The sequence below is a fragment of the Thermococcus sp. JdF3 genome, from assembly GCF_012027495.1.
GTDB lineage: Archaea > Methanobacteriota_B > Thermococci > Thermococcales > Thermococcaceae > Thermococcus.
On the sequence record NZ_SNUK01000004.1, the window covers coordinates 142,215 to 155,009 of the forward strand.

Sequence of the window (12,795 nt, forward strand, 5' to 3'; positions counted from 1 at the left end):
TGCCCAACGATTACGGGGGTTGTCATGAGGTACATCGTGACAGTGGGTGAACACATTAACCACGTCTTTAGGGGTGATGAACTCATACTCCCGGAGAGGCTTTTACGGGCCGGGTTCAAGGTCAGCAGTGCGATTATCTTCTATTCGATTAGGGAACACGTTGACGAGGATTATCGAAGGAAAATCCTTGGAAGCGTGCATAATGCCAGGGAAAAATTCGAGAGTCTCGAGGTGCCCACAATCGTGAAAGAGGTAAGGGATCCGTATCTTTTCCAAGAGAGAATTGAGGAGTTCAAGAGGCTGATAATTCCCGAGACAGTTATAAATCTGACAGGGGGACGGAGGATAATCGGGTACGAACTTTTCTATGCCGCCATCGCTGTTAAAAATAACAATCCTCACGCGGTCAAGTCTGTTTTCTACGTTACTGAAAAGGGCGTTCCAATAGAGCTCCCGATAATCGACCCCCGAACGCAACTTACCCCCTTAGAACTACGGATCCTTGAAATCCTGAGAAAACATGGTTCCATGCATATAACAGAACTCCGGAACAGACTGGAGTCGGTCAACGACAAAAACTACACCCTGCCCCTGGTCAGTGAATACGTTTCCCGGCTTGAAGAAAAGGGCTACGTTAAGAAGGAACAGAAGGGAAGACGAAAATTCGTCATTCCGCTGGTGTAACTAAAACCATGCCACCAGCGGTTCATACTCTCTAACGCCGACAAGGTGCTTGATGAGCTTATATGCCTCGAGGCGAATAAGCCGCTTCTTCGTCACGTTCCTGCCGAGGGTGGGGTGTTTGACGCTTTTCGCGAGTTCCTTCTCGTACTCGCTTAGAACCTTCTTCATGCCATCCCCCGTCAGCAGGACACCGTTCAACTCGCTCCTGAAGTGTTCCTTCCTGATGATTCCCTGCTTCACGAGCCTGTTGGCTATCCTGTCGGATATAATCGGCTTGAAAATCTCGCTCAGGTCGAGGGCGAGGGAGAACCTCCTTTCACCCGGTTCATGGAGGTAGCTTACCGTGGGGACGAGCTGGGTATTGTAGAGCTCGCTCACGATAGTCGCGTAGAGCCGAGAATTCAGGAAGCTTATAAGCGCGTTCATCTCATTCTCCGGCGGCCTGCGGGTCCTTTTCACTATTTTGAAGCCCTCTGGCAGGTGCCCGTCCCAACGGGCGTAGTACTCCCCCCGTATCCGCGCCTCGACGTTCATGACCTCGGTGATTTTGCGGGCATCTTCAAGCTCCTCAAACAGCTCCTCCAGCAGTTCCGGGAAGCCGTCCCCCACTTTCCAGCGCTTCAGGTTCTTCTCCATGTTAAGGGCACTTCCCCTGACGAAGAGCTTTGCCAGCTTCAACCTTTTCTCCCGGTCGAGGTAGTGCTCAGCCTGCCTGATGACCAGGTCTCCCGAGTGGAGCTTTTCCTTCGGGTAGAAGCTCCCGTCGTAGTAGCCGTAGTGGTTGAAGAAGTGCACGGCTATGCCTTTCTGAGCCAGAAAGTGGAGCGCCTGCGAGGTTATGTTCACGTGGCCGTAGACGTAGATGTCGTAGATTCCCTCCACCGCGAGGGGCTTCCTACCGCGCTCGTTTTCAAAATACAGCGTGTTCTCCCTCCGAAATAGCGTTCCATCCGAGAGCAGGGTTATGGAGCGCTTCCTCATCTTTCACACCCAGCAGAGCTCGTAGTATGCGCACTTCCTGCACTTCTTCGTTTTCATCGGCTCCGGCGGAGCCGGGAGTGATTTTATCCGCTCTACCTCCCCAATAGCCGCTTTGATTTCGGCCTCGTGGCCGTTCAGCGTTACCTCCCTCGTCTCGTTGAGCTTTGGGTAGTGGAGAACCGCCCTCGCCTCAATGCCGAGCCTCTTGAGGTAATAGAGGTAGTACAGCGCCTGCATCTCGTGGGCTTTTTCCATGCCTTTGCCAAGCTTGACCTCGTGGACCTCTATGACATCGCCCCTGCGGATGAAGTCAATCTTTATGCTCCCGATCTGAACTTCCTTCTCCTCGCTGGCGTAGCGCCGCTCGTGGAGGAACTTCCCAAGGTCGACCCACTCGCTTTCCTGCTCCATTGTGATGCCCTTAGCGAAGTACCAGAGCTTGGTGGGGCAGATGAGGAGGTAGTTTATCTCGGTGCCGCGGATGAGGAGTTCATCGAGGGGATACTCACCCGTCAAGGCCTCTCACCCAGCGCTCGAACAGAGGGTTTTCGAAAAGGTACCGCCCATCCTCCTTGATGACCAGCTCCTTGTTGAGCAGGGCCCGCAGGGTTGCCTGAACCGTTGAGGCATTTTCGAAGCCGTACCTGACGAGGAAGTCCTTCGAGTACAGGTCCCGCTCTCCCTCTGCCAGACCCCTGAGTAGCCTTCTCTGGTTCATGGTCAGGGAGTCCCATATTTCCTCAAAGAACTCCGATGCCTCGGTCAGCACCTCGGAGAGTGCACCTTCGACGTCCTCTGTTCCAACGGAGTTCCTCCCGGAGAGCATGGCCATCAGCCACAGGCGGTAGCACAGCATCTGGGTGTAGTGGGGGTGGCCCTTCGTTATTTCCAGCACGGCATCGACTGCCTCACTCGACACCCTCAAGCCCGCCTCCCCGAACTTGCGTATGATGAAGTCCCTGAACTTCTCCGGTGGGATCCTCTTCAGGACGAGGTGCATCCCGAAGTTGTAGAAGGGACTCGAAGGGGACTGGAAGATTTTCCTCATCATGCCTACCCTGCTTCCGATAAAAACGTATGTCACGTTTCCGTGGTTCTGGAACTCGGAGCGCATCTTGGCGAGGATATCGTCCCCCAGGCCGGCGACCTCCTGGAACTCGTCAAACACCACCACGACGCGCTTTTTCCTCTCCCGCGCAATCATCTCCGGCAACCTGAGAACTTCTCTGAGGGCACTTTCCTCCTCGCTCCAGCCAAATTCCAGCTCAATACTATCCCCGATTACGAGCTTGGGCCTAACTGACCTGAAGAACTTCTTAACGAACACCTCCGCCCTGTCGCGCCACGACCGAAGGGCAGCCGAGCTTATGCGCTCTGCCAGTTCCTTCCGGGTCAGCACGCCGTAGCAGTCCACCCAGACGGGATAAACCTCTTCCCCCAACTCATCCAGTGCTATCTGAATGAGAGAGCTCTTACCATAGCGCCGGGGGGAGTAGAGTATGACGTTCTGGCCGGACAGCATTATGAGCTTCAGCCGTTCTATATCATCTTCCCTGTCCGCAAAGTGCTCCCTGCCGACTTTCCTCCCGTAAACGAACGGAGCCTCCATTACACCATCACCTGCAATGTAATCCTGTGTAGCAAGTTTTATAGTTTTTGGTGTAATGAATTTTATAGTCTGAACTGTTATAGTTCGGGGTGTAATTCACAGCACCTCACCGCCCGAAGACTCCCTCAGAAGGCCGAGGTCTTGGCTGTAGTCCAGCTCCGCGACGATGATGTGTTTTCCGGGCCCCGTTGAGCTGAGCCTGTGGAAGGCGTCGCTTTCACTCATGAAAAGCCACAGTGGAACCGGGACGAGGTAGCGGTGAACTTCCATGTAGCGTTTCCTGGTGAGCAGCTCCAGAACAGCGTCCTGGTAAGCGCCGGGTATCGCCTCCAGCCCCCTGAACATCTCGTAGAACCTGCGCTCGTTTTCGCCACTCCTCAGGGGCCTCAGGGCCTCAAAGAGTTCGAGCGCCTGGGCCTTGTACTCCAAAACCTCCCCCCTGAGTCTATCCGCGAGCGGTTCGTAAGCCAGCGTCACAAGCTCCGGGACCTTTGACTCGAGCAGGGGCTTCCCGTCAAGCTCTTTCAGCAGCCCCAGGCTTCTCCTGACGACTTCGGGTGGGTAGATGCGTTTATCCCCCTCTCCGCCCTCGGTTAGGACGTAAACGTTCCTCGGGTTCCCAAAACCCCTCCTGTTTACCCTACCGAAGCGCTGGATCAGGGCATCCAACGGTGCCGGTTCCGTGATAATCGTGGAAAAGCTCACGTCGAGCGAGACCTCCACCACCTGGGTGGCAACGACCACGTCGAAGTCGTTGAGGTTTGCCAGGAGCTTCCGCTCCTTCTCCTCCCTGTCACCGTACGTGAAGCGACTGTGGAGAAGCATCGCGCTGTAATCGTCCCTGAGGCGTGAGTAAACCTCCACCGCCCTTGATACCGTGTTGCATGCCACCAGAGCAGGTCCACCTTCGGGTTTGATGTCCTCGATTAGTTCCTCTATGCTCTTCATCGAGCCGTCGATGACGTTTATCCTGTGCCTCGTGAAGCGGTCCGCCTCCTCCGGCGGAGCCTGAAGCTTCCTTGGTTTTATCGTTTCCTCGATTAGTCTCTCAAGGAACTCCGGCAGGGTCGCGGTCATGACCATTGCCTTTGCTCCTCTCTCCTTCAGTAGTTCGAGGATCGCCAGGATTATCCCGAGGATATTAGGCTCGTAGGCGTGAATCTCGTCGAAGATGAGGAGAGAGCCAGTCAGCTCGGTGAGACCCATCTCGAAGAAGCCGACACCGAAGAAGGGCTTCATGAGCTGGAAAGGCGTCGTGACCTTGAGGGGGGTGTAAATCTTCCGGTAGAGGGAAGAAAGACGCCTGTATTCCAGCTCCGAAGAGTAGAGGTAGAAGCCCGAGGAGCTGTGGAGAACGCCGACGAGCGCGGGGTCCTTGAAAAGACCGAGTAACCTCGAGTGCATCGCGTTAATGCTGGCCTTGTAGGGGAGCACGTAGAAGATTCTGCTCGACAGGCCCTTCCTCGTTCTTTGGGCGTTCCTGTTGGCCCACAGGAGGGAAGCCTCGGTCTTGCCGTAGCCCGTGGGCGCTCTCAGGAGGAGGTTTCCTTCGGTGTTCCATGCCGCCCTCTGCAGGGGTCTCCAACCCTCCTCCGGAATCCGAAGCTCAACCGCCGTTCTGATGTCAGGCAGAAGACGTACCTCAAGCTCTCCCGCAGATGCGAGGTGGTCGGAGGCGTTGAGGAGACCCCTCAGATAGACCAGTTCCTCCCTGTATCTCTCCACGTTCCGCTCGTACCAGCTAATAAGAGCGTCGAAATCGTAGCTCCGGACGCGCTCCGACCAGTCTTTGGGCGGGTTAAAAAGCCCCAGCCTTCTTCCAAAGAAATACAGCTCCCAGTAGGGAACTCGCTCGAAGAAAATCCCCTCGATGTAGTCCCTGTTCTGAAAGAGTTCCTCAACTTTCTCCTTGAACCCTCCGCGGTGTTCCCCGCTGGGCAGTATCTCCTCAAGCTCGTCGAGGGTTCGATGGTGGGTGAGGATTGCGAGTGCAATGAGGTTCCTCTCGTCCTCGGGAAGGTCGAGGAAAGAGGCGAAAGGTGCCGAGAGAACCTCGTGACGGTAGCCCCATTCCCTTGGATTCCTCTGAAAACCGCTCGCGCACTTGCCGAGGTCGTGGAGGAGAACGGAATAAAAAGAAAGTTCCCAGACGCGCGGGGAGAGCTCCTCGAGCCATTTGAACGCGGTTTTCATGCTCTTCAGCACGTTTATGGCGTCGTTGGTGTGGCACTCGAGGAAATCGTGCGGGAGGAACTTGGCGTAGCAGGGCCTCATTCGTGCCACCTGTGGAGGTAGACTCCGACACCGAGTTCCTCATCGTAGGGGAGCTTCAGTTTCGACGCTTTGCCCTTTGGAAACGGCAGGACGACGAAGGGCCTGACGAGTCTCGCCTTCCTCGGCGTTACGGAGTAGTCATACTCGACGACGAGGGCGTGAACGACGCCGGGGACTCTAAGCTCTAGGGGAAGGACCGTCCCGCCGACGGGAGCTTCGGTCTCCTCAAGCTCGACCTCCTTTATCTCCTCAACCGTCGCCACGTCGCTCGAACGTCCAAGGAGGAGCTGGTATCTGGGCCTCCTGAAGTGCTCTTCCCATTCATCGGGGAGATAAAGGTAAAGCTCGGCGTTGTAGAGGAACTCGCGCCTCATTATGTCCGTCTCGACCTTTCCTAGGGCATAGATCTTTTCGAGGTCAAGCCCTTTACCTTCGCTCCTGAAGACGTAGCCGACGTATGGAAGCTCGGTTAGATAGACAGGCTCGCCCTTCGCCGCCGAGAGGATTCCCTGAATCGTTGAGGGCGGTGGAACGGGCAGCGTCGGCTGGTAGCCTGACTGGAAGGTGGGATAGCGGAACGAGGCAGTCCACGCCCTCAGCTTGACCCTTATCATGGGCTCACCCGTAGTAGGCCTCGATTTCCCTGGCGAACTCGTCTACCGCTTCACCAACGGTGCCCGTGAAGACCTCGATGCCTGCTTCTTTCACCGCCTTGGCCATTTCATTGACGTCCCAGCCAAGGGAGCGGACGAAGCCGGCGTCGTAGCCGATGTAGAGCTTTGTGCCCTCGGGTATTACCTCCTTGAGGTCCTTGAGCCTCTTTGCAAGGGCCTCGGCGTCGAAGCGGATCTCGCCCTTCTCCTCGAAGACGAGGTCGCTTATGAAGGGGTTTATGCCGGCATCCACGTTGAGGAGCAGGACGAACTTCGGGGTCACGTCGGTGTGGTACTGGCTCTGCTTGGCCCCGCCGGTCAGGAGGCGGAGGGCCTTGATAGCCTCGGTGGCGCGCGTCTTCCTGATCTCGGGGGGCATGAGCCACTCTTTTTCGGTTCTCTGAACGCCGAGTTCCTCCGCTATGCGCTCCATTTCCCTGATTTCATTAACGACGTCCTCTGTGCCCTTCTTCGGGTTGCCCTTCTTGTCTCTCGGAACGTCTTCCCAGGTGAGGAGGTTCTTGAAGCCTGCCTTGCTGACTATCGTGAACCTGCCGACTGAGTCGAGGTCAAGGGAGAACGCACCCTTGAAAACCGTCGAGTAGAACTCCTGGCTGTAGGGGACAGGGTCTCCCTCGTGCCTTGAGGCGTAGCCCTCATCGACGGTTATGGAGCTCCTGTCGGGGAGTACAGAAATCAGTGGTGTGTTCTTAAGGGGCGAGACCCGCGTAACGGTCACGTTCACGCCGCCCTTCTTGAAGGCCCTCATGTAGCCAAAGACGTCGTCATCGGGGTACTTGAGGGGGTTCGCCGCGGTAAAGACCTGCTTCTGCTCGCGGTAGAGCGGGGAAAGCTCCCAGTTGAAGTGCTCCTTCAGCGTGAACCTCCACCAGTAGCGCCAGGCCTGCGGTGAGACGTAGGGGTAGCGCTTTCCACCCCTCCTGAAGGTCTTAACCCTCGTCACGTTCCTGTCGGCGAGGCTCTCGTCGATTCCGAGCATGTTCAAAGCGGAGTGCGGCGCGTCAATCAATACCATTCCGGTCGCAAACCTCATTCTTCCACCCCCATTCCAAAGATCCCAACTTCTTCGTCCTCCTCAACCTCTTCCCCGGCCTCCTCCGAGGCCTTCATCAGCCTGTCGTGGAGCCTCTCATAGACCCTGAAGAGGAGCAGGTGCTTTACCGTCCTCCACGAGACGTTCAGGTCTTCCCCGTAGGAGGTGAGAACCGTCGCGAACTCGTCGAACGTCATGAGCGGCTTCTCTATCCCGAGCCTCTGGCGGAGCTTTTCGAGGTTCACGAAGAAGGCCTCGAACTGGTAGAGCCTCTCCGCCCTCTCAAGCTCCCTGACGCGCCTTGAAAGCTGGTTGTCCGGGAGCTTCTCCAGCGTTTCGACAATCCTATCGCCGACGTCCCTAATAAACTCCAAAGCCTCCTTATCCAAACCCAACACCTCCGAGCAGTAGAAAGACAGAAGCGACCATTTCGCGTTCGCCAGGCGATTCTTCGTGTCGATGAAGTAGGGCAAGATGCTCTCCTCGGCCAAGAGCCTGGCGTAAACCTCGTTGGCGTAGCTCCGCTCGTACTTTTCAAACTCCTCCTCGCTCGGCCGTTTGCGCCAGCCCATCGCTACAATTCTCTTCCAGCCCTTCGGGTCCTCCCTGCTGGCGTGGGCGATGAAACGAAGAACGGGCGTTGGAACATGGATTATCTGAAGGTCCTGCCCCTGGTTGTTGTTCACGAAGTGGTAGAGCGTTATCGATGCATTGCTCCAGAGCTCGTCGCGCTCCGTCTTCCTCGTCAGCTCCCCGAGAAGGCGGAAGAGAAAGTTCTCCGGCCTCTTAAAATCCCTTGCGTTCGAGGCGAGGAAGCTCTTCCTGACGTCGTTTATGGCCTCGCCGTGGAGTTCGAGCATAAGCTCGTGGGGGTAGGTGTGCATCACGAGAACCCTTCCCCCGACTTTGTAAGCCACCAGCGGGAGGAACTGAACGAGGAAGAGACAGTGGGAGCAGACGTTGAGGCCGTCCTTCGCCGAGGGAAAGTAGTTGGGGACTCCGCCGGTCCCAACGAGGGGAAAGTCCGAGCGGTAAACCGGCCTTGGGCGCGAGTGCCTCCTTCCACAGATTTCGCATACGGGTGCGTTGTTGTCTTCTGGCTCGCTGAGGAGGGCCTTCAGGTTCTTGGCTATAGCTTCGGGCGTTCTCTTCCTGGCCATGCTCGGGTTGGCCATGAGGATTCCGCTGTTAGGGAGCATCATCGCGTGAATGTAGCCCGAACTCCACTCCTTACGCGCGTAGAGCTTCGAGGCAAAGTCTATCGCCTTCTCGATGTCTTCCATGGTGAGTTCCTCGGGCGAACGCTTCTTTCTCAGTAGCAGCAGCGCTGTGAGACCTGCATCGACGAAGGGGTGCCCGGTCCAGTCAAAGGGTGGTGCCCCCCTTTGCCCCTCCCCGTGGGGTCCTTCAGGAGGATTTCCCTTCCCGATCCTTCACACCTCCCTTCGGGTTTCTTTTCATCCTCCGCCCATCAACCTTCACCATCCCAAAGCCTATCGAGTTCTTCTCCCCGAAGCCCGCCAGGTAGCCGGCCCTCAGCAGGCCCTCGTCGCCCTTCGCGCGGAACACGAGATGCCACGCCACCTGGAAGATGCCCGGCTTGACCTCGAAGCGCTTGGGCTTGGCGTTGAGGACCTTCATCTCGAAGTCCTCGGGCGGCTTCGAGCCAAAGATGTGGAGATACTTCTCCCTGAGGTTCTCCCGTATCAGCTCGTAGAACTCCGGCTCTGCTGGACTGAGGTCGTAGCTCCTCGGCTTTCCGAACTGGACACGCTTCGTGGTCACTGCCACCGGCGAGAGGGTAACGAACTTCCTCCCGCTGAGCTTCTCCGGCTCCGCGATGGCCTTCACTTCTTCCACGACGAAGCGCTCGCCCCAGAGTTCGACCTCCGGATCCTGAAGCAGGCTGCCTATGAAGGCCTCGGCTATTTCGGGAACGGCCGTTGAGAAGTAGAAAAAGCCGCGCTTGTAGCCCAGCAGAGAGCTCCTATCCCCGGCCAGCTCGCGCCTCTCCGCCATGAAGAGGGAGTAGGTGAACAGCTTCGGAACCTTCGGCGAGTGGAGGCTGAGACTCAGCTCGGGGTTCACCCGCTGAATCCTCCTGTAGATCAGACCCTGGAGCTTGTGCTGGTGGTTGAAGGGTATCCGGAACGGCTCATTTTCGGGATGGAGTCTTATTATGAACCTGACCATTTCGTTCACCATTCGGTGGTATGCAGCAAGAAGGGTACGTCGCCAGACCTTATAAAGTTTCCTCCAGTTGTGGGTACGAACCAGTTAAAACAGAAAGTTTCGTCAATGAACAATGGGGTGAGTAATTCCTCCACCCGAAGGTTCCATAAGGTTCCCCGGTTCAGAACGATTATTCCTTCAGGTTCGCGGTGGAGAACCGCCCCTCCAAGAGCAATTATGGGGTTTCTCGCCTTTGTATGGTGGCGGGCCAATAAGAATGAAGGGAAAGGGCCAAAGCCCTCAGAGAAGCATTCTGGCGTCGACGGCAACAGCTGAGTCCTCGTAGGCGAAGATCGGGTTTATGTCGAGCTCCTTGATCTCCGGAAGCTCGAGGGCGAGCTCACCGACCTTGGTGATTATCTCCGCGAGGGCCTCGATGTCCACCGGCTTCTCGCCGCGGGCTCCGGCGAGGATCGGGTAGGCCTTGATCTCCTTTATCATGTCGAGGGCTTCCTCCTTCGTTATCGGGGCGACGCGGAAGCTGACGTCCTTGAGGATCTCAACGAAGATTCCACCGAGACCGAACATTATCGCCGGGCCGAACTGCGGGTCGCGGATCATACCGACGATGACCTCCTTGCCGAGCGGGAGCATGCGGTAGATGATGACGCCCCAGAGGTCGGCGTCCGGCTTGTAGTTCCTGGCGTTCTCCATTATCTTCCTGAAGGCCTCCCTCGCCTCCTCGTCGCTCTTGATGTTGACCTTGACACCGCCGGCGTCGCTCTTGTGGATGATCTGCGGAGAAACGATCTTCATGACGACCGGGTAGCCTATTTCACGGGCGAACTTTACGGCCTCTTCCTCGTTGGTGGCGACCTTGAAGTCCGGGACGGGGACACCGTAGAGCTTGAGTATCTCCTTCGCCTCAGGCTCGACGAGCGGTCTGTTCTCGGCCTTGGCCTTCTCGATGATTGCCCTAGCCTTTTCAATCCTGTCCATACCAATCACCCCATCAGCTTGACAGTTCTCAATCCGGTCGGGGGGTTAAAAGGGTTTCCATTTGCCAACCTTTCGTTTCTTTCGTTTCGGCCCGGTTTGAAGCGATGAGGGGGGTATAAATACCCTGCCGCCGAATATAGTACAGGTGATTCTTATGAGGAAAAAGGCGATGGCTGCAGTTGGTGGAATTGCACTTATAATCCTGGCGGTTTTTTCGTTCCAGGGAGAGAAGGCGGTGGCGAGCGACACCACCGTTGTTCTCTACAACTCCGCGAAGATTGGGGTTGTAGAGAAGACGCTCGAGCTTGAACTGGAAGAGGGAATAAACGATGTTCCCCTCGAGGAGCTTGCGGGCCTTAACATAGCCGAAGTCACGATAATGCCCCTTGATGAGGGGGTCCGGGTTCTCGGCATCTTCAGTAAAGGCCAGGGCGGGGACGTCTACAGCGCCAACATCGGGAGTGAAGTTGAGATAAAGCTGAGAAATGGCGATACCGTTACCGGCAAGTTCCTCGGCTTCAAGAACGGGAAGATAGCCATCGAGGGGGACGGCTACTACCTGATCAACCCCAACGAGGTTGTCTACTTCAAGGCCAGGAACCTTGAGGGTCAGGCGAGCGTTTATGCGGCCATACAGGCCGACAAAGCGGGGAAGTACAACGTGAGCATAATCTACCGCGTCGCCAATATGAGCTGGGAGAGCAGGTACAAGCTCTACATCGGTGATGACGCAAGGCTCTACGGCTACATCGTCCTCAACAACCCGACGGCACAGGAGTTCAAGGGTGCGAAGGTCCTGCTGGTGGCCGGCGACGTTCAGCTCTACCAGAACGTTCCCCAGCCGAGGGTTCTCTACGCCATGGCGGAGAAGGGAACCGACCAGGTTAACGTCGGTCAGCCGGAGAAGATAGAGGCGTTCTACCTCTACAGGCTCGGTGTCGTTGACCTGAACCCCGCGAGCAAGATGATGTACCCTTACATAAGCTTCGAGGTTCCCTTCGAGAGGGAGTACCTCTATGAAAGCTGGCCGTACGGAGGAGAAGGGGCAGTCTACGAGTCGATATCCTTCAAGACCGAGAAGGTTCTCCCGGCGGGTATAGTGGAGATATACCGGGAGACCGATGACGGAAACCTGCTGGTGGGTGAGAGGGCCATAGAGCACACCCCCGGGGGTGATGTGCTTAGGATAGGCATTGGACGGGACTACGACCTTAAAGGCACGACGACCGTCCTCGATCAAAGGAACGGCGATGGTTACTCCTACTACAAGGTCAAAATCACCCTTGAGAACTTCGGGAACGAGACCAAGACTGTCGTGGTCAGGCACCACAAGTGGGGCAGGTTGCTGAGTTCGAGCGTCCAGCCAATCGATGAGACCGCCAGCTACATCGACTTCAGGGTGAGCCTGAAGCCCGGAGAAAAGAAGGAGATAGTATTTGACTACGAGAACCGGTATTGAGGCTAGCTCTTCCGCAGGGTTATCTCAAATATTTTTTCCCCTTTTGTTATGTCCAGCACGAGGCTCTTGTCGTAGTCAATGAACTTGGTGTTCACGACGGCGTAACCCTCTCCTTTGAGAAAGCCGGCTATTTTCAGGCCCAGATCGCCGAAGAACTCCGCCGCCATGGTTGCCATGCTCGGCTCCTTTATGCCCAGCTCATCGTGGTAGCGTCTGGCCAGTTCAAAAACGTCCATTGTCACCACCGGTTATAGTATGCCTCTGGAGGATAAAACGCTTTCGTCCGAAAGGCTTAAAGCAACCCCTGCCAAGCGGGAAGAGTGGGAGCCATGGATGAGAAAACCCTCAGGAAGGGCGAGCGCTACTATAAAGCGGGGAAGGTCCTGTGGGTCGTTAAGTATGGTGACCGGCTCTTTTCCAAGGTTCTGGGCACTTACCCGTACTACGTGGAGCTGAACCTCTCGACGGGGGAAAACACCTGCACCTGCCCTTTGGGCGGGGACTGCAAGCACGTCGCGGCCGTTATGAGGGCCCACGAGAACGGGTTCTACTTTGAGGCCTTCGACCGTCACGCCGATCTCTTCCCGGAAGCGGTTGCCATGGAGTTCCTTGCCGAGGTTCCGGAGCTGGCCCTCGACGTCACCATTAAGGAGCTCCGCTTTGCCCTCAGTACTGACGAGAGCGGGAGTGAGGTCGCGAGGCTTTTCAGGCGGGCGCTGAGGCTCGTGAGCATGACCGGGAAAAGAGAAGCCCTGCACTTCCTTGAAGAGGTGATTGAGGAATATCTGCACGTTTTCAGCGACTATGAGCTGGCGCTGAGGCTCGAGAACGAACTGAGGGAGCTTGAGACGGCCCTCTAAAAAAGCCTTATAAATGCCCCCCGCACCAAATAGAAACTTAGAGGGTGAGA

The 12,795-nt window shown here is 56.5% G+C and carries 13 protein-coding genes; 3 read left to right on the plus strand and 10 right to left on the minus strand.

Annotation, left to right across the window (positions count from 1 at the left end; translation table 11 throughout):
• Positions 1-24 precede the first annotated feature (24 nt).
• Positions 25-684, plus strand: coding sequence for a CRISPR-associated CARF protein Csa3 (gene csa3 / locus E3E42_RS07795; RefSeq protein ID WP_167903840.1), 660 nt, complete (start codon positions 25-27; stop codon positions 682-684).
• Here the strand turns inward: csa3 and cas1b are convergent, their stop codons facing one another.
• The 9 genes from cas1b to E3E42_RS07840 form a co-directional block, all read right to left on the minus strand.
• The gene (gene cas1b, locus E3E42_RS07800; protein WP_167903842.1) at positions 685-1,665 is read right to left on the minus strand and encodes a type I-B CRISPR-associated endonuclease Cas1b; all 981 of its coding nucleotides are present in this window, start codon (positions 1,663-1,665) and stop codon (positions 685-687) included. It abuts the gene before it with no gap.
• A 3-nt stretch (positions 1,666-1,668) separates the two neighbouring features.
• On the minus strand, positions 1,669-2,181 hold the full coding sequence (gene cas4 / locus E3E42_RS07805; RefSeq protein WP_167903844.1) for a CRISPR-associated protein Cas4: 513 nt from the start codon (positions 2,179-2,181) through the stop codon (positions 1,669-1,671).
• Positions 2,171-3,274, minus strand: coding sequence for an ATP-binding protein (locus tag E3E42_RS07810; RefSeq protein ID WP_167903846.1), 1,104 nt, complete (start codon positions 3,272-3,274; stop codon positions 2,171-2,173). Before E3E42_RS07810 ends, cas4 begins: the two co-directional genes overlap by 11 nt.
• Positions 3,275-3,370: 96 nt before the next feature.
• Positions 3,371-5,548 carry a CRISPR-associated helicase Cas3' gene (gene cas3 / locus E3E42_RS07815; RefSeq protein ID WP_167903847.1) on the minus strand — a complete coding sequence of 726 codons (2,178 nt, stop codon included), beginning with the start codon at positions 5,546-5,548 and terminating at the stop codon, positions 3,371-3,373.
• Complete coding sequence (gene cas5b, locus E3E42_RS07820; RefSeq protein WP_167903848.1) at positions 5,545-6,162, minus strand: type I-B CRISPR-associated protein Cas5b; 618 nt, start codon at positions 6,160-6,162, stop codon at positions 5,545-5,547. Before cas5b ends, cas3 begins: the two co-directional genes overlap by 4 nt.
• Positions 6,163-6,166: 4 nt before the next feature.
• Positions 6,167-7,255, minus strand: coding sequence for a type I-B CRISPR-associated protein Cas7/Cst2/DevR (cas7i, locus tag E3E42_RS07825; protein ID WP_167903849.1), 1,089 nt, complete (start codon positions 7,253-7,255; stop codon positions 6,167-6,169).
• Positions 7,252-8,538, minus strand: a complete 1,287-nt coding sequence (gene cas8a1 / locus E3E42_RS07830) for a type I-B CRISPR-associated protein Cas8b1/Cst1 (protein ID WP_167903850.1) — start codon at positions 8,536-8,538, stop codon at positions 7,252-7,254. Before cas8a1 ends, cas7i begins: the two co-directional genes overlap by 4 nt.
• A 124-nt stretch (positions 8,539-8,662) precedes the next feature.
• Positions 8,663-9,448, minus strand: a complete 786-nt coding sequence (cas6, locus tag E3E42_RS07835; RefSeq protein ID WP_167903851.1) for a CRISPR-associated endoribonuclease Cas6 — start codon at positions 9,446-9,448, stop codon at positions 8,663-8,665.
• Positions 9,449-9,727: 279 nt separating this feature from the next.
• Positions 9,728-10,426 (minus strand): acetate--CoA ligase family protein, encoded by a 699-nt coding sequence (locus E3E42_RS07840; protein WP_167903852.1) that lies wholly within the window; start codon positions 10,424-10,426, stop codon positions 9,728-9,730.
• Positions 10,427-10,580: 154 nt separating this feature from the next.
• On the opposite strand from E3E42_RS07840, the gene E3E42_RS07845 reads away from it, so the two are divergent.
• Positions 10,581-11,885: a DUF4139 domain-containing protein gene (locus E3E42_RS07845; RefSeq protein WP_167903853.1), complete on the plus strand. Its 1,305-nt coding sequence runs from the start codon at positions 10,581-10,583 to the stop codon at positions 11,883-11,885.
• Positions 11,886-11,887: 2 nt separating this feature from the next.
• Here the strand turns inward: E3E42_RS07845 and E3E42_RS07850 are convergent, their stop codons facing one another.
• Positions 11,888-12,121, minus strand: coding sequence for a hypothetical protein (locus E3E42_RS07850; protein WP_167904041.1), 234 nt, complete (start codon positions 12,119-12,121; stop codon positions 11,888-11,890).
• 93 nt (positions 12,122-12,214) lie between these two features.
• Between E3E42_RS07850 and E3E42_RS07855 the strand changes: the two genes are divergently transcribed.
• Entirely contained in the window at positions 12,215-12,745 is a 531-nt protein-coding gene (locus E3E42_RS07855) for an SWIM zinc finger domain-containing protein (protein ID WP_167904042.1), read from the plus strand.
• Positions 12,746-12,795: the final 50 nt, after the last annotated feature.